This is a genomic window from Microvirga flavescens, from assembly GCF_003290125.1.
Taxonomy (GTDB): domain Bacteria; phylum Pseudomonadota; class Alphaproteobacteria; order Rhizobiales; family Beijerinckiaceae; genus Microvirga; species Microvirga flavescens.
In genome coordinates this window covers 508167-528218 of the sequence record NZ_QMKH01000001.1, presented here as the reverse complement: position 1 = coordinate 528218, position 20052 = coordinate 508167, and the positions used below count along the sequence as shown (strand labels likewise).

Below are 20052 nucleotides of genomic sequence, written 5' to 3'. Positions count from 1 at the left end.
CCCGAACGGCGCTCCTCAGCCCACGATCTCGATCCGGGTCTGTGGGCCGAGGCGCTCCAACAAGCGGCGGATCATGCGTTGTTCGACCGCGACGCAGCCTTGCGTCGGCGTAAAGCCGGGGCGGGCGAGGTGCAGAAAGATCGCGCTGCCCCGGCCCCGCACGATGGGGCCGCGATTCCAGCCGATATCCACAACCACGTCATAGACGTCGTCGGCCTGCCACATCTTCTCGTGGCTGGTGGGGCAGGGCAGGGAAACGGGGCGGTTGTAGCGCCGGTCCGTCGGATCGTCCGACCAGCCGTCGGTGCGGCGGATGGGGTTGAGGGAAAGGCCCGTGCGCGGGCGGGGCCCTTTGTCGGGGCGGTAAAAGGCCTGCACCAGCGGGAAGGTGCCGACCGGGGAGGCTCCGTCGCCTTCACGCTTGGCGTGGGTCGTGCCCGAGCGTCCAAGCGCGCAGGGGAGCACCAGATTGCCGGCAACGAGACGCCCGCGCCGGTGATCGAGGGGAGAGCGGTAAACCCGAATGTGATCGATGCTGGTTCGCTTCATGATCCTGAAAGGGCTGGATCAGGTCCGCGTTGTCAAGCTATGAGAGGCGGAAAGCCCCGCTTCGCGCTTCCTCAGGAAGGTGCGGAAAACCGCAGATCCAGGCCAGGATCGACGTGCACACCGGCATGGATCATGGTCTAGTCTGCTGGCCGGGCTCAAGCGTTCCGTTGCGTTTCGAAAGGGTGGAGATGTCAAACGCCAGTCGTCTTCTCGTCGTTGATGACGACCAGGATCTGCGTGACACCCTGGTCGAGCAGCTGGCTTTCTACGACGAGTTCGAGATCGAGACGGCAAAGAACGCCCTCGAGGCTATCGAGGCGGTCAAGCGCGGGCGGATCGATCTCGCCATCATGGATGTCGGCCTGCCCGACATGGATGGGCGCGAGGCGGTCAAGATCATGCGCCGCGACGGGTTCCGCAGCCCGATCATCATGCTCACCGCGCAGGGTTCCGACACTGATACGGTGATGGGGCTGGAAGCGGGTGCCAACGATTACGTGGTGAAGCCCTTCAAGTTCGCCGTTCTTCTGGCGCGCATCCGCTCGCAGCTGCGCCAGTACGAGGCGAGCGAGGACGCCGTTTTCCAGATCGGCCCCTACACCTTCCGCCCCGGCTCCAAGCTTCTCACCACCGAGAAGGGCTCAAAGCTCAAGCTCACGGAAAAGGAAACCGCGATCCTGCGCTATCTCTACCGCGCGGGCCGCGAGGTCGTGGGGCGCGAGACGCTTCTCGCCGAGGTCTGGGGCTACAATTCCAACGTGACGACCCACACGCTGGAAACGCACATTTACCGCCTTCGGCAGAAGATCGAGCCCGATCCGTCCAATGCCCGCATTTTGGTCACCGAGGCGGGTGGGTATAAGCTTCTTCCATAGTTTGATCCCGTCCGATGAACGTGCTCAAACTCATTCATTCCGGCACGGCGTGATCTTTTACGGAAAATCGGTTTTTCCCTTGCCGATCATGCTCTGAGACATCATGGCGCTCGAAGACGACATCGCAATTCTCTCGCAAGCCCCCCTGTTCAACCTGTTGGACCGGGATGCGCTGCGCCTTGTCGCCTTCGCCGCCGAAAGCCGCCCCTTGCGGGCCGGTGACGTTCTCTTCCGCAAGGACGATCGGTCGGACGGCGGCTACGTGGTGGCCAAGGGCGCCATCGCGCTCGATGCCAACGATGACGGTTCGCCTGCCGATTTCATTGCCAAGCCCGGTGCGCTCATCGGCCAGTCCGCGCTGTTCACCCGCATCGCCCGCCCGGCCACCGCCACCGCACGGGAGCCCTCGACTGTCATTCGCGTTTCCCCGAGCCTCATGCGCCGCGTGCTGGAAGAATTCCCCGATGCGGCCGCCGCGATGCAGGACGTGATGGCGCAGGAGCTGATGCGTCTCACCAAGGGCCTCGAGCGCGTGCGCCAGCAGATCATCGCCATCGACGGTGAGGAAATTCCGGCGGTGCTGCCGGACGAGGATTAGCCCCTCGTAAGAACCCTGCACGCATAGGCTCGGCCTTTCGATCGAGGCTTGAGGGCGGAATGGTAAGATGTTACGTGTAATTGAATATCGTTGCACGTAACAGTAGAGGCGACCATGCTGCTGAATGCTCGGGTTTTGAGCGCTCTTGTCGACAATACGGCGCCTACGGACATCAAGATCGACGGGCTTTATGACGATGCTGGGGTACCTGAGAACCTGGCCCTCGCCGAACTCGGTATTCTTGAGACTTTTGACCCGGATAAAGACGAGACATTCGTTTATGAATTTGCCGAGGGCGGGAACCCCAAGGGCCATTTCAGGCTTGTGACGGCCTCCGGTGTGACGAAGCTGGCCCTGGCGCGCGCCCTCGATTTCGAGTCGCCCGATACGGAGCTCGTGACGGACGATGCCGGTAACAAATTTTACAATGTCGTGATTGTTGCAAAGGACCGAGCCGGTGGAGCCGGTTCGCTGTCCATCACGAAGACATTCAAGATTTATGTCCAGAACGTCGATGAGCCCGAGAATCGTGCTCCGACCGATATCGATCTGACGAATTTAGCTGTGCCCCGCGAAGGGGCAGGTGGCGGCACGTTGGTCGGCATTCTCAGCGCCACGGACCCAGACGGCCCGGGCAATCTCACTTATGAACTGATCAACGATGCCGGAGGGCGCTTCAAGATCGTCGGTAAGGAAATCCAGGTCGCCAACGGTTCGTTGCTCGACTACGAACAGGCGCAAGCCCATACGATCCGCGTCAGAGTCACCGATCCGGGCGATCTGTCATATGAGAAAGACATCACCATCGGTGTCGGCGATGCGGTGGAAAATGTCCTCGGCACCAGAGGCAAAGATGTCCTCACGGGCGGCATCGGCAGCGACAGGCTGAAAGGCGGATACGGCAACGACACGCTTACAGGCGGCGCGGGCAGGGACATCTTCGTGTTCGACACAGCCCTCGGCAAAGGCACCACGTCAAAGAACCAAAACAAGAAGGTGAACTTCGACACGATCACAGACTTCAACGTGACCGACGATTCGATTCACCTCTCCAAGAAAGTCTTCGCCAAGCTCGGGAAAGCGGGCTCCGAAGCCGCACCCGCCGCGCTAAGCAAGAAATTTTTCAAGCTCGGTACCGCCAAGAAGGCGACGGACTACATCACCTACAAGAACGGCGTCGTTTATTATGACGCGGACGGTTCCGGCGTAAAATACAAGCCGGTGGAGATTATCAAAATCACCAACAAAGCGGCGTTGACCGCCGGCGATTTCTACATCGTTTGAGGCTGATCTATCCTGGGTGCCTGATAAGGGACCCGGATGATGCTTGCCGGGCTCAAAGCTCCAGAACCGCCGTCACCGGCGCGTGGTCGGAGGGGCGTTCCCAGCCGCGGGTTTCGCGGGTCACGTCGATGGAGCGAAGCGTGCCGGTCATGTCCTTCGAGACCCAGATGTGGTCGAGGCGGCGGCCCTTGTTGGCGGCGTCCCAATCGGGCGAGCGGTAGCTCCACCAGGAATAGATCTTTTCCGGCTCGGGCCGCAGGTGCCGCATGGCGTCCGTCCAGCCGGTGGACTGGCGAAGATCCTCAAGCGTCGTCGTTTCGATGGGCGTGTGGCTCACCACGTCGAGCAGCTGCCTGTGGCTCCACACGTCGTGTTCGAGGGGGGCGATGTTGAGATCGCCGACGAGGATCGCGGGCGCGCTCGTGGGCTTGGCCTTGTCGCCCCAACCGCGCAATTCGTCGAGGAATTGCAGCTTGTGGCGGAATTTTTCGTTGAGCGCCGCATCGGGAACGTCGCCGCCAGCGGGGACATAGAAGTTATGGATCGTGATGCCTGCCGCCTTCTTTGCCTCGGGGGCGAGGGTCACGGTGATGTGGCGCGCATCCGCGCGCTCGCACATCTCCATCACGCTCGTTTGCGAGAACGGATAGCGAGAGAGGATCGCGACGCCGTTATAGCCCTTCTGGCCGACATGGACGATGAAGGGATAGCCGTACGATTGCAGGTCTTTCAGCGGAAACTTGTCGTTCGGGCACTTCGTCTCCTGCAGGCACAGGATGTCGGGCCGCTTGTCCTGAAGGAAGCGACGCACCTGATCGATGCGCAGGCGGACCGAATTGATGTTCCAGGTGGAGACGGTGAGATTCACGGGTGCATTCCTTGGCCGAAAAGCCGGTTACGACGGAACGGCACGAAAAGGAAGCCGGAAGAGCGCGCGGATGCTCGTCACTTGGTGCACGCGAAGGGTGGGAAGGTGCTCGCGGTTCCCGCGTTCATGGCGGCGATGACCATGACATTGGCAAGGTCCAGCTCCGCTTCGGAGCGTGGGCACACGCCCGTTCGCTCCGTGCAGCCGGAGGCCAAAAAGGCCTCATGCCTGTCAAGAAAATCACGGCTCAGCCCTTGCGTGCCTCTTCGGGCGAGGGCTTGCGTCCACGCGGTCTTGTAGCGGGCGCACTTCACGGCGGGCCAGTTCTGCGCGGGGCTTTCCTGAGCAGCAAGCGCGGCCTTGCCTGCCATCGGTGAAGCGAGCAGCGCAGAGAGCGCGGCGATGAGGCGGAACAGGATCATTCCTTAGCGGGTGCTGCCGGGGCTGGTCGGCGCGTTCGGAATGCGGAAGAGGCTCTGGTCGATGCTTCTGCCGCGCTCGATCTTGTTGAGCATCACGATGGTCTGGAAGCCCTGCGGATCGACGATCCGCCATTGGTTAAGGGTTTTCACGTCCGGATCGAAGTAGAGCATGATGCGCGAGGTGCCGCCCAGCGTCGAACGGTCCTCCAGATTCACGCGCACGGAATCGGCTTCCGTCGCGACGCCGGTGACGGCGATGTCCTGCCCGAGATTGACGTGTTCGCGCAAAAGGAATTTCAGCGGCGTCTGCTGAATGAAATACATGTCCTGCGTCAGGAGCTTCTTGTCGCGCACCGAGATCGAAGCGCCGTCGGCGATGACCTCGAGCGTCGCGGGCGGGTCGTATTCAAAGCGCAGTTTGCCCGGGCGCTGCAGGTAGAGCGTGCCGCCGAGCTTGCGCCCGTCGCCGCCCACTTGCGTGAAATCGGCGACCATCGTTGTGATGTTCGAGAAATAGGCGTTCGCCCGCGCGATGACTTCCGCGTTGGAAAGCTGCTCCACGCGTGCAATGGCGCGCGTGCCCGCAGCCGCCGTCACGACAGGCTTTGGCGCGATCACCACCGGCTCTTCCTCGGCCGTCGTCTTCACGGCGGCAACCTTCTCCTGCGCGGCGCGCGGAGCGATGGGGGGAAGCGGAACCTGAGCCGGTTTGGGAGAGGTTTTCTCAATCGGGGCCGCGCTTTCCAGCGCCACCTTTTCGAGGGCCGCCTTGTCGGCGATGCCTTGCGTTGCCACTGTCACGCTCTCCCGGGTCGAGGGCTGCGCCGGGCGGCGTGGCTGGAACGAGCTTGTCGGCAAAGGCGCGGCGGACAGGTTGAAGCCTTGCTGGGCGGAGGCCGGCGTGGCGGTAGCATGAGGCCGCGCCGGCGGCAGGAACATCTCCACCGGTAACGTCTGGGCCGCAGCCGGCAGCGCGCCCGCGCCGAAGGCGGCGAGGCACGTCAACAAACCGGCTAAGCTCAAACGATGCATGCGGATCACGCCTTAAGGAACTCCAACTCAACTATTCCGCTGCGGGCCCTAAACAAGCCCTGTGGCTAATCAATGACGCGAATCGGGCGGCAAGTTCCCGCAAAAGTCGCTCATTCATCGTCCATCCCGGCGGATTCGAGCAGAATCTCGCGCTTGCCGGCGTGGTTTGCGGGCCCGACGATGCCCTCCTTCTCCATGCGCTCCATGATGGAAGCGGCGCGGTTGTAGCCGATCTGCAGGCGGCGCTGGATGTAGGAGGTCGAGGCCTTCTTGTCGCGCAGGATGACGGCGATGGCCTGATCGTAGAGATCGCCCGAACCGGAGCCGAACTCGCCCTGATCGAAGACCGGGCTGTCGCCCGCGCCGCCCTCGTCCTCCTCCGCCGTGACGGCTTCGAGATATTGCGGGCGGGCCTGGCGCTTGAGGTGGGCGACGACCTTCTCCACTTCCTCGTCGGAGCAGAACGGCCCGTGCACGCGGGTGATGCGTCCGCCGCCCGCCATGTAGAGCATGTCGCCCTGACCGAGGAGCTGCTCTGCGCCCATCTCGCCGAGAATGGTGCGGCTGTCGATCTTCGAGGTGACCTGGAAGGAAATACGGGTCGGGAAGTTTGCCTTGATGGTGCCGGTGATGACGTCTACCGACGGGCGCTGCGTGGCGAGCACCACGTGGATGCCGGCGGCGCGGGCCATTTGCGCGAGGCGCTGGATCGCGCCTTCGATTTCCTTGCCCGCCACCATCATCAGGTCGGCCATTTCGTCGACGATGACGACGATGTAGGGCAGGGGCTCGAGATCCATGATCTCGTCTTCGTAGATCGCCTGTCCCGTCTCCTTGTCGAAGCCGGTCTGCACGGTGCGGGTGATGACCTCGCCGCGCGCTTTCGCTTCGCCGACGCGTGTGTTGAAGCCGTCGATGTTGCGCACGCCGAGCTTCGACATCTTCTTGTAGCGGTCTTCCATTTCGCGCACCGCCCATTTGAGCGCGACCACCGCCTTCTTCGGATCGGTCACGACGGGGGTGAGCAGGTGCGGAATGCCGTCGTAGACGGAAAGCTCCAGCATCTTGGGATCGACCATGATGAGGCGGCATTCCTCGGGCTTGAGCCGATACACCAGCGACAGGATCATGGTGTTGATGGCGACCGACTTACCGGAGCCGGTGGTGCCCGCGACGAGAAGGTGCGGCATGCGCGCGAGGTCCGCGATCACCGGTTCGCCGCCGATGGTCTTGCCGAGGCACAAAGCGAGCTTTTGCTTGGTCGATTCGAAATCCTGGCTCGCCAGCAATTCGCGCAGGAACACGGTTTCGCGCTTGTGGTTCGGCAGCTCGATGCCGATGGCGTTGCGGCCCGAGACCACGGCGACGCGGGCGGACACCGCGCTCATGGAACGGGCGATGTCGTCGGCGAGCGAAATCACGCGCGAGGATTTGGTGCCCGGTGCGGGCTCGAGTTCGTAGAGCGTGACCACGGGGCCGGGGCGCACGTTGATGATCTCGCCCTTCACGCCGAAATCTTCGAGTGTGCCCTCGAGAAGATTGGCGTTCTGCTCGAGCGCATCCGCCGAGACGATGGGTCCGGCGGGCTTCTTCGGCTCGGCGAGGAGGCTGAGCGCGGGAAGCTGGTAGTCGCCCTCGTCGAGGAAGGAAGGCTGCGCCTCGCGGGTCATGCGCTTGCCGGGCTTGGGCGCGGCGGCCACAGGCGCGACACGCGCCGGGGGCTGCTCGGGCATGGAGACGCGGTTCGAAGCGCGCGGTGGCGGCGGCGCGGCGTCCTCGGCATCCCAATCCTCATCGTCCTCGTCGTCGTGCATGGGCGCGGCGGCGGGGGCGGCATGGGTGCGGGGCGACATTTCCTCGAGGGTCGGCTCCCGGCGCGCCCAGCCGGTCTCCGGCGCGTAGCGCCGTGCCGAAGGTGCCGGAGCGGCGTCGAGATCGTCGTCATGCCGGTTGCGCCGCGCCTGGCTGCGCCGGCGCAGTGCGCCGCGCAGGCTCATGAAGCCGTGCGCCAGCGCGCCGAGGGAGACGATGCCCCAGCCCGGCTCGTCGGGGCTGAAATCGTCCGGCTCGTCCCACTCTTCCGCGTGCTTGCGCTTGGGCTTGGCAGGCGGCAGGTCGTCCTCGTCGGCAATAGGGCGTAGGGGCTCATCGTCCGGTGCGCTGAGGCCGCAGGCGGCGCTGAGGCTCAAGATGGCGATGGCCGCGAACACGCTGCCGAGAATACCGATGGCGGCGCCGCTCGAAAGACCCGTCACCGCCTTTGCGCCGGTGAGGACCGCATCGCCGATCACACCGCCAAGGCCGGTGGGCAGGGGCCAGCTCTCGGTGGCCGGAAGGGCGCTCGCCACGGCGGTGCCGGCGGCGGTGCCGACGATCCACAGCGCGAGGCGCAGCTGCGTGCGGCCCATATGGCCCGAGCGCATGAGCCGCCAGCCCCAGATCGCCAGGGGAATCAGGGCGGCGATGGCTCCAAGCCCGAGAAGCTGCATGCACAGGTCGGCGACGATGGCCCCCGGCCAGCCGAGCAGGTTGTGCACCGGCAGGTCCGTGGCGTTGTTGAGGCTCGGATCGTCCACCGACCAGGTGGCCAGCGCCAGGGCGGCAAGCCCGGTGAGGACGACGAGACTCAGACCGATGAGCTCCTGCGCCCGACGCGCCAGAAAGGCTCTCAAGGCACTGAAAAGACCATCATAATGGGAGCTTGAACGGCGGGCCGTGCGCATCAAACCACTCAACGAAAGAAAGGCGAAAACGAAATATTGTCCGCAAGCCTATCCGCCGTCGGTTAAGGTTCGTTTAACCTTGAAAAACAAAGCCCGAGAGCCGGCAGGCTGCCGGCTCTCCCGTCCTTGAGCAAAGATGCGCTCCGTCAGAACTCGTCACCGCTGTCCCGGCACCGGTAGCCGATGAAGCATTGCGGGTTGTTGGAGCTCGGAACCCAAGCCGGTTCGGGGAACTGGTCAACCGGGCATTCCGCGCCGCTCTTGACGAAGCGGGCATAGGTGTTCGGCCCCGTATCGAGGACGACCGCGCCTTCCTTCATGACGAGCTGGCGGTTGGCGGAGCATGGGCGCTGGGAGGTCGGCGGTCCGACCTGCGCGATTGCGGCTGTCGCCGCCACTGAAACAAACAGGGATATGAGAACGCCTTTCAACACCGTTTCCTCCTCCGTTCGCTAAGATGATCGCCGGAAAGGAGAAGCCCTGTGCATCGGGCTTCTCCCGCTCCCTTGCCCGCGTTCAGTTGCCTGGACGCCCGGCGCTGGCAGCTTGTTCAACCTGTTCCTTTACGGCCTGCAGATTGAAGGATGCAGGCTTCTGCATCGGTGGAAATTCGATGGCGGTCTGCGCGAGTTCCGCCACCTTTTCCTGCACGAAGACGAAGCGCCAGAATTCGCGCGCCATGAAGTCGTTCATGTAGGCGGGAGCGCCTTCCAGCAGGTTGAGAATCTGCGTCCGCTCGAAGGGATCCTGCCGGATGTTGTTCATGATCGGCATGTTGACGGCGACTTTCGGCCCCGGCCAGCCATCGGGTTGGTCGATGAAGCGGAACTTGAAGTTATCGAGACGGACCGCTCCCAGCCGTTCTTCGGCAAAGTACCAGACCTCGTGGCGCTTCGAGGGACCCTGCGCGGTCAGCAAATCCATCTGATTGTACCCGTCGAGGTGGACCTTGTAGCTGCGGTCACCGAGCTGCTTGCCCGCTTTCAGTTCCTCGCCGATGTTCGGATTGCCTGCCGCTGCAACGAGCGTCGGGAACCAATCCAGCCCGGAGATGATCCCGTTCTCGACGACGCCCGGCTTGATCTTGCCTGGCCAGCGGATCATCGCCGGCACGCGGAAGCCGCCCTCGAAGACCGTTCCCTTTGTGGCGCGGAACGGTGTCATCCCGCCGTCGGGCCAGGTGAACACCTCGGCTCCGTTGTCGGTGCTGAACACGAGAATCGTGTTGTTGGCCACGCCGAGGTCGTCGAGCTTCTTCATGATGGTGCCGACGATGTCGTCGAGCTGCACCATTCCGGCCTCCTCCAGGCCGAAATTGGTGTCCGAGTTCATCAGCGATCTGTACTTGTCGGACAGGAAGGTGAAGACGTGCATCCGCGTCGGGTTGTGCCAGACGAAGAACGGTTTGCCGTCCTGCTTGGCCTTGTCCATGAAGGCGAGGCTCTTGGCCAGGATTTCGTCGTCGACGGTTTCCATGCGCTTGGGCGGAAGCGGGCCTTCATCCGTGATCTTCTGCTTGCCGATCCGGCCCCAGCGCGGCATCTCCGTTGAATCGTCGGTGGTGGTCGCTTCGCACTGGACCATGTTGCGCGGACCGTATTTCTCGCGGAACGCGGGATCCTTCGGATACGAGTACCAATCCGGATCCGACATGGCGTCCAGGTGGTAGAGATAGCCGTAGAACTGGTCGAACCCGTGCAGACAAGGCAGGAATTTGTTGAGGTCGCCCAGATGGTTCTTGCCGAACTGGCCCGTCGCGTAGCCCATTGATTTCAGCGCCGTCGCGATGGTCGGGGCCGCTGCCGGCATGCCGACATCGGCGCCGGCCTGACCGACTGTCGTGAGCCCCGTGCGAATGGGAAGCTCGCCCGTGATAAAATTGGCGCGCCCGGCGGTGCAGCTCGCCTCGGCGTAATAGTCGGTGAAACGCATGCCCTGAGCTGCGAGCCGATCCAGATTCGGCGTCTTGCCGGACATGATGCCCTGATGATAGGCGCCGATGTTGAACCAGCCGATGTCGTCGCCCATGATGAAGACAATGTTCGGTCTCTGCGGGGTGGCAGGCGCCGGTTGCGCTGAAGCAGGTGTCGAGGCCCATGCGCTGCACAGGAACATCGCTCCGCAGACAGTCTTCAATTTCGGGAACCTCATGGCGCTTTTCTCCTGGGCTGTGACGCCGACTGGAGAAACTCGTTCGCGGCGTCGCGTTGTTCACCTGTTAGCCTGGGTACGCATGACGGGAACGACGCCCGAGGTGACCTGCATGCGAGGCCTCCGAGCGAACAAGTGTTCACCGAACGACATGGCGGAATTGGAGCGTGGCGGTCTTTGCGGCGATATCAATTGCAGCAAGCGGCCCCGGAAATTTCGGAGTACGGAAAAACCCGCGACGATCCCCGCCGGTGTCTGTGTCTTTTCGTGCTCGCGGACATTCTGACCCGGTTGACGGATGGAACCGGCGCCATCAGTGTCCGCTCGCTTTCGGCCATTCCAGTGGGATCGGTCGCTTGGAGTTTTGGAATGATCCTCAAACGGTCTCTTCTTCTGCCGCTCGGCGTATTTCTCGTAGCGCTGCTCACTCTTCTCGGCACGCTGCTCTTCCTGTGGCCGAACGAGAAGCAGGCATCTCCCGTGCCCATCGGCGGGCCGTTCCGCCTGACCGATCAGAACAGCAAGCCGTTTTCGAGCGAGAGCCTGAAGGGCAAGCCCTTCGCCATCTTCTTCGGCTTCACCCATTGCCCGGACGTGTGCCCGACGACCCTCTACGACCTGACCCAGGACATGACCGCTCTCGGGCCGGATGCCGACAAGCTCAACGTGGTGTTCGTGACGGTCGATCCCGCGCGGGACGATCCGGCGCTGATGAAGACCTATCTCTCGTCCTTCGATCCCCGAATCATCGGACTCACCGGTACGGAGGAGGAGATCGCCGCCGTGGCGAAGGCCTACCGCATCTTCTACCGCAAGGTCCCGACCGAATCCGGCTACACGATGGACCACACCGCGACGATCTTCCTGATGGATAGCAAGGGCCAGTTCTTCGCCGGCGCGAATTTCCAGGAGCCGGCGGAAACGCGGCTCGGCAAATTGAAGCGGCTGCTGAAGGACGGGTGAGGCGGCCGCCAGAAGTGAATATCGCGACCTCATCCTGAGGAGCGGCGCAGCCGCGTCTCGAAGGAGGGTTCAGCGCGCACTGGAGACACCTCGCCCTTCGAGACGGCGCTGCGCGCCTCCTCAGGATGAGGCTGTGTTGCGCGGGGCTCAGTGCCACGTATGAGAAAAGCCCCGGCCGTGAGACCGGGGCTTTCCTTTGCGAGCCCTCTGGAAGGCTTCGTTTTGAGCTGTGTGTCCCTCCCCGCGAGGGGGAGGGCCGATTCTCAGTAGTTGTAGGCGCGTTCGCCGTGATCGGCGAGGTCGAGGCCTTCGCGCTCGGCTTCCTGCGTGACGCGCAGGCCGACGATCAGGTCGACCAGCTTGAACAGGATGGCGGAGCCGATGCCCGTCCACACCAGGGTGACGACGACGGCGATGATCTGCGTCCAGACCTGGCCGCTGATCGAGTACTCGCCGACGCCGTAGCCGCCGAGGGAGGGAGCCGCGACCACGCCGGTGCCGATGGCGCCGAGGATGCCGCCGACGCCGTGGATGCCGAACACGTCGAGGGCGTCGTCATAGCCCAGCGCGTTCTTCACGCCCGTCACCGCGATGTAGCAGACCACGCCCGCCGCAAGGCCGAGGACGATGGAGCCCATCGGACCGGCAAGGCCGGCGGCGGGGGTGATCGCTACGAGGCCCGCGACGACGCCCGAAGCCGCGCCGAGGAGCGAAGCCTTACCCTTGCCGAGCGCTTCCGCGATCATCCAGGCCAGACCCGCCGCCGCCGGGGCGAGGATGGTGTTGATGAGGGCGAGAGCCGCACCGCCGGTGGCTTCCAGGTTCGAACCGGCATTGAAGCCGAACCAGCCGACCCACAGCAGGCAGGCGCCGACGAAGGTCAGCGTCAGGGAGTGCGGGGCGAGCAGGTCCTTGCCGTAGCCGATGCGCTTGCCGACGATCAGCGCGCCGATCAGGCCGGCGACGCCCGAGTTGATGTGAACGACCGTGCCGCCCGCGAAGTCGAGAGCACCGAGGCCGAAGAGGTAGCCCTCGGAGAACCACACCATGTGCGCGATGGGGAAGTAGATGAAGGTCACCCACAGGGCCGTGAAGAGCAGCACGGCGCTGAACTTGATGCGCTCCGCATAGGCGCCGACGATCAGCGCGGGCGTGATGGCCGCGAAGGTCAGCTGGAAGGCCAGGAAGGTGAATTCCGGAATGGCCACACCCTTGGTGAAGGTATCCGACAGGGTCTCGCTCGTCACGCCGGCGAGGAAGGCCTTGGAGAAGCCGCCGATGAAGGGGGCGAGGCTACCGGCGCCGGAGGTGAAGGTCAGCGAATAGCCGTAGAAGGCCCACAGGATCGCGACCAGGCAGAAGATCGAGAACACCTGCATCAGCACGGACAGCATGTTCTTGGTGCGCACGAGGCCGCCATAGAACAGGGCAAGGCCCGGGATCGTCATGAGGATCACGAGGATGGTCGAGACAAGCATCCAGGTGGTGTCGCCCTTGTTGACGGTGGGCGCCGCGTCCTGAGCCAAAGCCGGGACGGTGGCCATCAGGGCCAGGCCGGCCGCGCCGAAGGCGGTCAGGCCGGTACGAAGGGAACGAAAGTTCATCGGGTTAAAACTCCACAATCTTGGCTGATCGAGATCAAAGGGCATCGGCGTCGGTTTCGCCGGTGCGGATGCGGACCACTTTTTCGAGGGAGGTGACGAAGATCTTGCCGTCGCCGATCTGGCCGGTGCGGGCGGCGGCGGTGATCGCCTCCACCACTTGCGGCACGAGATCGGAGGCAACGGCCACCTCGATCTTGAGCTTCGGCAGGAAGCTCACGGCGTATTCCGCGCCGCGATAGATTTCCGTATGGCCTTTCTGCCGGCCATAGCCCTTTACCTCGGTCACGGTGAGGCCGTGCACGCCCAGGGCGGTGAGCGCATCGCGCACCTCCTCCAGCTTGAACGGCTTGATGACCGCCATCACGATTTTCATGGGTTTAGCCCCCCTGTGAGGTCGCCGGCTCTCTGCCGGGCGACGGTTTCGCTCCAGAACCCGAGCCGGTCGGCGCGGGTGTCGCGAGGGGTTATTCAAGAACCGTGCCAAGTGGGGCCGGAGTGGGGCCGGAGCACGATTCAAAAAGGCTGCCTCTTGAGAAGGCAGCCTCGAAATCCGCCGTATCGGGCAGATTGCTTAAATTTTAGGCAGGCGTTTCAGCTCAGGCGCGGTCGCGGATCAAGCCTTCCTGCGCCACGGAGGCGACGAGGGTGCCGTCCCGCTTGAAGATCAGGCCACGGGAGAAGCCACGCGCCCCGGAGGCGTTCGGCGTGTCCTGCGCATAAAGCAGCCACTCATCGGCGCGGAAGGGCCGGTGGAACCACAGGGCATGGTCGAGGCTCGCGGCCTGGATCGCCGGATCGAAGACCGTGCGCCCGTGCGGCACGAGGGAGGTGTCGAGAAGAGTCATGTCGGAGGCATAGGCCAGCACCGACTGATGGATCGCCAGATCGTCCGGCAGCGGGCCTGTGGCGCGAATCCAGACACGGAACTGCGGCGCCATCGGATCGTTCGAGGTGTAGCGGTTGAGTTCCACCGGGCGCATCTCGATGGGCCGTTCACGCTGGTAATAGGTGCGCATGGGCTCCGGCATGAACGGCACGACGTCGGCCTTGATCTCCTCTTCGCTCGGGAGTTCTTCCGGCATGGGGACCTTCGGCATCGGCATCTGGTGCGAGAAGCCTTCCTCCTCCACCTGGAAGCTCGCCGACATGGAAAAGATCGCCTGGCCGTGCTGGATCGCCACCACCCGGCGGGTGGTGAAGCTGCGCCCGTCGCGAATGCGGTCGACCTCGTAGATGATCGGCACTCTCGGGTCGCCCGGCAGCATGAAGTAGCCGTGCAGCGAATGCGGGTGGCGGCCCTCCACCGTGCGGCTCGCGGCGACGAGCGCCTGCCCGATCACCTGCCCGCCGAAGACCCGCTGCCAGCCGACCTGCGGGGAGCGGCCGCGAAACAGGTTGTGCTCCAGGTATTCGAGGTCGAGGGTATCGAGAAGTTCGGAAACGGCGCGCGACATGAGGCTTTGTCCCTGGAGCATGATCAGAACAAGTGGGGTTGTTCGCCTTAGATCATGCGGCAATAAAGGAATCGAGAGACTGATCGTGTTTCAAAGAGACATGGTCAGATTCTAAGTAAGGTCCCATCCATCCCGGAGGCTCGGGTGAAGGTCAAGCTTGACGCTGCCGCGCAGGTGGGGAACACCGGGCAAATACGGGAGACTGGAGTCTGATTGTGTTTCAGAGAGACACGGTAATAAGACTTCAAGCGCGATCAGGAGAGAACGTCATGAGCGGGACCGTGCCACGGATCGTCATTGCCGGCGGGGGCCTTGCGGGCCTCAGCCTTGCCCTTGCGCTCAAGCGCGCGTTGGCGGAGGGAATCGATGTCGCGGTTTACGATCCGGCCCTGAAGCGGGACCCGCATGGCGACAAGCGCGCCTATGCCATCGCTGCCGCGGCGCGGCGGATGCTGCAATCCCTCGGCGTGTGGGGGGAGGTCGAGCCGAAGGCGCAGCCGATCCTCGACATGATCGTCACCGACAGCCGCTTGCAGGACGCGGTGCGCCCGGTCTTCCTCACCTTCGCGGGGGATGTGACGGAGGGCGAACCTTTCGCGCACATGCTCGCCGCCGGAGAACTGACCGCGACCCTCATGGAAGCCTGCAAGGCCACGGGCGTGACCTTGCGCCCGGAGGGCGTCACGGGCTTCAAACCGGGTCCGGCAGCCATCGCGGTCACGACGTCTGGCGGCGCGCCGCTCGAGGCCGCGCTGCTCGTTGCTGCCGACGGGGCGCGCTCGCGCCTCAGGGAGCTTGCGGGCATCAGTTGGATCTTCTGGCCCTACAAGCAATCCGGCATCGTCGCCACCATCGCCCATGAGCGCGATCACGAAGGCCGCGCCGTCGAGCACTTTTTGCCCTCCGGCCCCTTTGCGATCCTGCCCCTGAAGCACGAGGCGACACCCGGCGAGGCCCTGCCTTACCGCTCCTCCATCGTCTGGACGGAGCGCAGCGATGCGGTGCCGGATCTTCTCTCCCTCGATGGAGAGGATTTGCTGCAGGAGCTGGAGCGGCGCTTTGGCCTGCAGTTGGGGCGCATCGCCTTCGACACGAAGCCGCAGGCCTTTCCGCTCGCCTTCGGCGTTGCCCGCACCTTCGTCGCGGACCGCCTCGCACTTCTGGGCGATGCGGCGCATCTCATCCATCCGATTGCCGGACAGGGGCTCAACCTCGGCCTGCACGACGTGGCGGCCCTCGCGGAGACTATCGTGGACGCCATGCGGATCGGCCTCGATCCCGGCAGCGCCGACGTGCTTGACGGGTACGAGCGCGCAAGGCGCACGGAGGTGACCGCGATGGGCGCGATGACCGACGGATTGAACAAGCTGTTCTCGAACGATTTCCTGCCGGTGCGCCTGATGCGCGATCTCGGCCTTGGCCTCGTCGACCGCATGCCGGGGCTCAAGCGCTTCTTCATCCGCGAGGCGGCGGGCCTCGCGGGCCGCGAGGGGCCGCGGTTGTTGCGAGGCGAGACGCTCTAAATCTCAACGCTGCCGGGAACGGCACAAAAAAATGGCCGGCAAAGCCGGCCATTCTCGTCTCGGGAGAGCGAAGCTTACTTCGCCTTCTTGGCGCGCTCGATGCCTTCGACAATGAGGCGCTTGGCGGCGGCCGCGTCATCCCAGCGGATGATCTTCACCCACTTGCCGGGCTCCAGATCCTTGTAGTGCTCGAAGAAGTGCTCGATCTGCTTGAGAGTGATCTCGGGCAGGTCCTTGTAATTCTCCACGCGGTCGTAGCGCTGGGTCAGCTTGCTCGACGGCACGGCGATGATCTTCTCGTCCTCGCCGCCGTCGTCCTCCATCACAAGCACGCCGACGGGGCGCACGTTGATGACCGCGCCCGGCGCGATGGCGCGGGTGTTGGCGATGAGCACGTCGCACGGGTCGCCGTCGCCGGAGAGGGTGTGCGGAATGAAGCCGTAGTTCCCCGGATAGCGCATGGAGGTGTAGAGGAAGCGGTCGACGAACAGCGCACCGGAATCCTTGTCCATCTCATACTTGATCGGCTCGCCGCCGATCGGCACTTCGATGATGACGTTCACGTCGTCGGGCGCATTTTTTCCAATCGAGATCGCGTCAAGGCGCATCAGATAGTCTCCGTTTAAAAGCTGGACGCTTCACTAGATCAACCTGCGGCTGGGTGGAATGACCCAACCGCATAAAAGTCGATCGGCCCATTGCAATGGGCGTGCCGCGTCTGAAGGAAAGCTTGGCTTGTCGGCTGCATGCTCTAGCCGGAGAGAGGCCGCGCAACAAGAAGCGAAAACGGCTCAGCGGAAGAGATAGGCGACTTTCGTGAGCGGCACGCCGCCGATGCGCTCCTCGGTCTCGGCGATCCGGCGTCCACCTAGCGCCCGGTAGAACGCGCGGGCGCGTTCGTTCTCGGCCAGCGCCCAGACCGCGATCCTCTGCATTCCCCCGTCGCGCAGGTCGTTGCGCACGGCATTGAACAGGCGGCGGCCAAAGCCGAGACCCTGGTATTCGGGAAGCAGGTAGAACTCGTCGATCTCACCATCGGCGGGCAGGGCTCTGTCGCGGCAGCGGCCATAAGAAACATAGCCCGCGATGCCCTGGCCGATGTCGAGCACCACCAGGGACCGCCCCCGCGAGAGGGCGGAACGCCACCAGCGCGGCGAACGCCGCTGCAGCATCTTGGTCAATGCAACGCCGGGGATGATGCCCTGATAGGATTCCTGCCAGGCGGCGTCGAACACCTTCGACAAGGCGTCGGCGTCCTCGGCTCTGGCGTGGCGGATGCTGACGAGAAGATCGCTCATGGCGCGGTTCGGTGGCCTTGCTGGAACGTCGATGAAGCTTCCGCCGAAGACCCTGCCGTTGCGTTGCCGCCCCCGCCTCGCCGAAGCCAGACCATTGAACCAGAACGCCTTGCCCCCCGCATCTGGCAAAATGACGCAAAGCGTAAGGGGCACCGCCCGGAAAAAGGTCTTGATCGGAGAACCTCACCTTAAGTAAGAGATATGTAGTAACATATCGATTGTGTCGAAATCTCAAGGAGAGTGTCTTGTTTCGCCCTGCTTCAAAATCCCTGGTCAAGACAGATGTTTTCTCGGATCCCCGCATTCTTGTGATCGCGCCGCTCGTGGCTGGCGTTACCTACACAGGGGATTCCGGCGCGAACACCTTCGAGGGAGGCGAGGGCAACGATATCGCCTTCGGCGGCGGCGGCAACGATACGTTTTACGGTGGTAGGGGCGACGACGATCTGAACGGCGAGGAGGGCGACGATTACCTCGACGGCGGTGCGGGCGACGACGAGCTCATCGGCGGCAGCGGCAACGATTACCTCATCGGCGGCGAGGGTAGCGACCTCATGTTCGGCAACAGCGGCGACGATACGCTGGATGGCGGAACCGGGCTCGACTATCTGTCAGGCGGCCTGGGCGATGATCTCTACTACATCCGCGACCGCTCCACGATAGCCGAGGAAGCAGGCCAGGGCTTCGACACCGCCGTCATCTTCATCGCCGAATACGGCCTGACGGATTCCGCCTCGATCGAGATGTTGCGAGCGGCAGACGGGCTCGGGTTCGGACAGAAGCTCACGGGCAACAAGTACGCCAACACGATCGTCGGCGGCGTTCATGCCGATACGCTCGACGGCGGCGGCGGGGCGGACCTGCTGATCGGCGGTCTGGGAGACGACGTTTACCGCGTGGATGATGCGGCGGATGTCGTTTATGAGCTCGAGAACCAGGGCACCGACAAGGTCATCACATCGGTCAACTACACCCTGAGCGGCGTGCTTGAGAATCTCGAGGCCTTCGCACAGGTCTCCAAAGGGCTCATCCTCACGGGTAACGCCTTTGCCAATACCATCATCGGCGGCAAGAGCACCGATACCATCATGGGCGGAGCGGGCAACGACAGCCTCTCCGGCGGCACCGGTCATGACAAGCTCTATGGCGATGCGGGCAACGACACGATCCTCGGCGGTTCAGGCTCCGATACGCTTTACGGTGGGGCCGGAAAGGACGTGCTGACCGGCGATACCGCCGGTTCGGATCGCGGGGCCGATGTTTTCGTGTTCAACACGCGCCCGAACAAGCGGACGAATGTCGACAAGATCACCGACTTCAACGTCCGCGACGATTCCATCTTTCTGGAAAACGCCATCTTCAACGTGGGCAAAAAGGGCAGGCCGACCAAGCCGGTGCAATTGTCCAAGGACATGTTTAATCTCGGATCGGCGGCCCAGGACGATACGGATCGGATCCTCTACAACAAAAAGAGCGGCAAGCTCTATTACGATCCGGACGGCACTGGGGCCAAGCCCGCCGTTCTGATCGCGGTCCTGAAAAAGAACCTGAAAATGACCTACAAGGATTTCTACGTCATTTGAGGCGAAGAGACGTCGCCACGCCGACCGGAAGGGCCGCACAAGCGGCCCTTTTTTATTGGGTGTGGGGCTCAAATTCAGGGCGCGGTGCCTTCGCCCGATCGGGATCGCAAGAATCTGTTTCAGGGTTAAGATTTTTAAGGATCGGCGGAGACGCTTTCTTTTAGTAATTCTCGCAAATTTGAGAGATTTCAATAATATAAAAATCATGAAATGAATTTCATTTCGATTTTTCTAAACTAAAACTACTTTATACTGACGTATTAACTTTCTTTAGAGTTACGAATTTGGCAGTTTTGATTATCGATTGATTTTATGCGTACAGAGAATGTCATATTTTTACGCTCTCTTAGAGGAAGAATCATTCGAGAAAACGCTGCCTCATCGCCTTTCCCGCCCAACGCGGAAGCGTCGCCTAGCGTCACGCTCTCTTGACTAAATAACGTTACGTGCGATGTTACGAGGTAACGTATTGTTTGTCCCATGTTGGGGGGAGTGTCATGGCTAAGACCGTTGATCTGGGTAATGAGGTTGGTTCAAACGCCTCGACTGGGACCGAGCAAACCCTCGCGGGGACCCTCACGCCGAATACTCCCTTGGTGTGGAATTACGGGAGGGCGTTAGGTCCGGCGACGCCGACGCGTGCGAGGGACACCTATGCTCTCGTTGCTCTCAAGGACGGTCGCTATCTGAGTGCCTGGTCAGACGTGGAGGTCGCGGGAGTCAAGCTTCAGTATCTGAATGCCGACGGCACCCCCATATCAGGAATTGTCTTTGTAGATACAGTCATTGCGCAGAAGCTGGATTTAATTCAGTTGGCGAACGGAGATTTTGTTCTGCATAACAGTTGGAATAATGGTGACCAGCATAGATTTACGCAGATAAGCCAAAGTCTTACGAAAATTAAAGACTTCGGCTTTGCCACTCCACCTTACATCGGCGGGAGGAATGTCGTCACCGATGTCAAGATGCAGGCTTTGGAAGAGGGTGGTTTTAGCTTTTCTGGCGTTCGGCAGTACACTTCTGGCACCGTAGGGGCGCCAACCCGTTGGACCACATATTCCGCTGCGTATGGCAGTGACCTGAACCCCAATACCGCGCAGATCCAAATTGGTTCCGAGTCTGGGT

Annotated in this window: 19 protein-coding genes; 6 read left to right on the top strand and 13 right to left on the bottom strand. The window is 62.7% G+C overall.

What is annotated here, in order from left to right; translation table 11 throughout:
- Positions 1–15: 15 nt before the first annotated feature.
- A complete protein-coding gene (locus tag DQW91_RS02365) occupies positions 16–549 on the bottom strand; it encodes a L,D-transpeptidase family protein (RefSeq protein ID WP_112661936.1) in 534 nt (177 codons plus the stop codon).
- A gap of 188 nt (positions 550–737) precedes the next feature.
- Between DQW91_RS02365 and DQW91_RS02360 the strand changes: the two genes are divergently transcribed.
- The 3 genes from DQW91_RS02360 to DQW91_RS02350 all read left to right on the top strand — a co-directional run bounded on the left by DQW91_RS02360 (position 738) and on the right by DQW91_RS02350 (position 3306).
- The gene (locus DQW91_RS02360; protein WP_112661935.1) at positions 738–1424 is read left to right on the top strand and encodes a response regulator transcription factor; all 687 of its coding nucleotides are present in this window, start codon (positions 738–740) and stop codon (positions 1422–1424) included.
- Positions 1425–1527: 103 nt separating this feature from the next.
- Positions 1528–2022 carry a cyclic nucleotide-binding domain-containing protein gene (locus DQW91_RS02355; RefSeq protein ID WP_112661934.1) on the top strand — a complete coding sequence of 165 codons (495 nt, stop codon included), beginning with the start codon at positions 1528–1530 and terminating at the stop codon, positions 2020–2022.
- A gap of 114 nt (positions 2023–2136) precedes the next feature.
- Positions 2137–3306 (top strand): M10 family metallopeptidase C-terminal domain-containing protein, encoded by a 1170-nt coding sequence (locus DQW91_RS02350; protein ID WP_112661933.1) that lies wholly within the window; start codon positions 2137–2139, stop codon positions 3304–3306.
- 52 nt (positions 3307–3358) lie between these two features.
- Here the strand turns inward: DQW91_RS02350 and xth are convergent, their stop codons facing one another.
- The 6 genes from xth to DQW91_RS02320 all read right to left on the bottom strand — a co-directional run bounded on the left by xth (position 3359) and on the right by DQW91_RS02320 (position 10502).
- The gene (xth, locus tag DQW91_RS02345) at positions 3359–4174 is read right to left on the bottom strand and encodes an exodeoxyribonuclease III (protein WP_112661932.1); all 816 of its coding nucleotides are present in this window, start codon (positions 4172–4174) and stop codon (positions 3359–3361) included.
- A gap of 77 nt (positions 4175–4251) precedes the next feature.
- Complete coding sequence (locus DQW91_RS02340; protein WP_112661931.1) at positions 4252–4596, bottom strand: hypothetical protein; 345 nt, start codon at positions 4594–4596, stop codon at positions 4252–4254.
- 3 nt (positions 4597–4599) lie between these two features.
- Positions 4600–5628 carry an outer-membrane lipoprotein carrier protein LolA gene (locus DQW91_RS02335; protein WP_245410865.1) on the bottom strand — a complete coding sequence of 343 codons (1029 nt, stop codon included), beginning with the start codon at positions 5626–5628 and terminating at the stop codon, positions 4600–4602.
- A 110-nt stretch (positions 5629–5738) separates the two neighbouring features.
- Positions 5739–8351 (bottom strand): DNA translocase FtsK, encoded by a 2613-nt coding sequence (locus tag DQW91_RS02330; protein WP_112661930.1) that lies wholly within the window; start codon positions 8349–8351, stop codon positions 5739–5741.
- Positions 8352–8497: 146 nt separating this feature from the next.
- Positions 8498–8785 carry a hypothetical protein gene (locus DQW91_RS02325; protein ID WP_112661929.1) on the bottom strand — a complete coding sequence of 96 codons (288 nt, stop codon included), beginning with the start codon at positions 8783–8785 and terminating at the stop codon, positions 8498–8500.
- A gap of 82 nt (positions 8786–8867) precedes the next feature.
- Complete coding sequence (locus DQW91_RS02320) at positions 8868–10502, bottom strand: arylsulfatase (RefSeq protein WP_112661928.1); 1635 nt, start codon at positions 10500–10502, stop codon at positions 8868–8870.
- Between the two features lie 369 nt (positions 10503–10871).
- Between DQW91_RS02320 and DQW91_RS02315 the strand changes: the two genes are divergently transcribed.
- A complete protein-coding gene (locus tag DQW91_RS02315; protein WP_112662421.1) occupies positions 10872–11465 on the top strand; it encodes an SCO family protein in 594 nt (197 codons plus the stop codon).
- Positions 11466–11728: 263 nt separating this feature from the next.
- Here DQW91_RS02315 and DQW91_RS02310 read toward each other — a convergent pair whose 3' ends face one another.
- From DQW91_RS02310 to tesB, 3 genes are all read right to left on the bottom strand, one after another.
- The gene (locus DQW91_RS02310) at positions 11729–13069 is read right to left on the bottom strand and encodes an ammonium transporter (protein WP_112661927.1); all 1341 of its coding nucleotides are present in this window, start codon (positions 13067–13069) and stop codon (positions 11729–11731) included.
- 34 nt (positions 13070–13103) lie between these two features.
- Positions 13104–13442, bottom strand: coding sequence for a P-II family nitrogen regulator (locus DQW91_RS02305; protein ID WP_112661926.1), 339 nt, complete (start codon positions 13440–13442; stop codon positions 13104–13106).
- A 223-nt stretch (positions 13443–13665) separates the two neighbouring features.
- A complete protein-coding gene (tesB, locus tag DQW91_RS02300; RefSeq protein WP_112662420.1) occupies positions 13666–14523 on the bottom strand; it encodes an acyl-CoA thioesterase II in 858 nt (285 codons plus the stop codon).
- Positions 14524–14792: 269 nt separating this feature from the next.
- On the opposite strand from tesB, the gene DQW91_RS02295 reads away from it, so the two are divergent.
- Entirely contained in the window at positions 14793–16046 is a 1254-nt protein-coding gene (locus DQW91_RS02295; RefSeq protein WP_112661925.1) for a ubiquinone biosynthesis hydroxylase, read from the top strand.
- 74 nt (positions 16047–16120) lie between these two features.
- Here the strand turns inward: DQW91_RS02295 and ppa are convergent, their stop codons facing one another.
- The gene (ppa, locus tag DQW91_RS02290; protein ID WP_112661924.1) at positions 16121–16654 is read right to left on the bottom strand and encodes an inorganic diphosphatase; all 534 of its coding nucleotides are present in this window, start codon (positions 16652–16654) and stop codon (positions 16121–16123) included.
- Between the two features lie 183 nt (positions 16655–16837).
- Complete coding sequence (locus DQW91_RS02285) at positions 16838–17344, bottom strand: GNAT family N-acetyltransferase (protein ID WP_112661923.1); 507 nt, start codon at positions 17342–17344, stop codon at positions 16838–16840.
- A gap of 245 nt (positions 17345–17589) precedes the next feature.
- On the opposite strand from DQW91_RS02285, the gene DQW91_RS17185 reads away from it, so the two are divergent.
- Positions 17590–18927 (top strand): calcium-binding protein, encoded by a 1338-nt coding sequence (locus DQW91_RS17185; RefSeq protein ID WP_281024001.1) that lies wholly within the window; start codon positions 17590–17592, stop codon positions 18925–18927.
- An 803-nt stretch (positions 18928–19730) separates the two neighbouring features.
- Here DQW91_RS17185 and DQW91_RS16840 read toward each other — a convergent pair.
- The gene (locus DQW91_RS16840) at positions 19731–20033 is read right to left on the bottom strand and encodes a hypothetical protein (RefSeq protein ID WP_198411753.1); all 303 of its coding nucleotides are present in this window, start codon (positions 20031–20033) and stop codon (positions 19731–19733) included.
- Positions 20034–20052: the final 19 nt, after the last annotated feature.

Coding starts and splice junctions, on each gene's coding strand:
- ppa (WP_112661924.1), bottom strand. CDS start 16,654: ATGCGCCTTGACGCGATCTCGATTGGAAAAAATGCGCCCGACGACGTG.
- DQW91_RS02360 (WP_112661935.1), top strand. CDS start 738: ATGTCAAACGCCAGTCGTCTTCTCGTCGTTGATGACGACCAGGATCTG.
- DQW91_RS02350 (WP_112661933.1), top strand. CDS start 2,137: ATGCTGCTGAATGCTCGGGTTTTGAGCGCTCTTGTCGACAATACGGCG.
- DQW91_RS02355 (WP_112661934.1), top strand. CDS start 1,528: ATGGCGCTCGAAGACGACATCGCAATTCTCTCGCAAGCCCCCCTGTTC.
- DQW91_RS02340 (WP_112661931.1), bottom strand. CDS start 4,596: ATGATCCTGTTCCGCCTCATCGCCGCGCTCTCTGCGCTGCTCGCTTCA.
- DQW91_RS02320 (WP_112661928.1), bottom strand. CDS start 10,502: ATGAGGTTCCCGAAATTGAAGACTGTCTGCGGAGCGATGTTCCTGTGC.
- tesB (WP_112662420.1), bottom strand. CDS start 14,523: ATGTCGCGCGCCGTTTCCGAACTTCTCGATACCCTCGACCTCGAATAC.
- DQW91_RS02310 (WP_112661927.1), bottom strand. CDS start 13,069: ATGAACTTTCGTTCCCTTCGTACCGGCCTGACCGCCTTCGGCGCGGCC.
- DQW91_RS02305 (WP_112661926.1), bottom strand. CDS start 13,442: ATGAAAATCGTGATGGCGGTCATCAAGCCGTTCAAGCTGGAGGAGGTG.
- DQW91_RS02335 (WP_245410865.1), bottom strand. CDS start 5,628: ATGCATCGTTTGAGCTTAGCCGGTTTGTTGACGTGCCTCGCCGCCTTC.
- DQW91_RS02330 (WP_112661930.1), bottom strand. CDS start 8,351: ATGCGCACGGCCCGCCGTTCAAGCTCCCATTATGATGGTCTTTTCAGT.
- DQW91_RS02295 (WP_112661925.1), top strand. CDS start 14,793: ATGAGCGGGACCGTGCCACGGATCGTCATTGCCGGCGGGGGCCTTGCG.
- DQW91_RS02365 (WP_112661936.1), bottom strand. CDS start 549: ATGAAGCGAACCAGCATCGATCACATTCGGGTTTACCGCTCTCCCCTC.
- DQW91_RS02315 (WP_112662421.1), top strand. CDS start 10,872: ATGATCCTCAAACGGTCTCTTCTTCTGCCGCTCGGCGTATTTCTCGTA.
- DQW91_RS02285 (WP_112661923.1), bottom strand. CDS start 17,344: ATGAGCGATCTTCTCGTCAGCATCCGCCACGCCAGAGCCGAGGACGCC.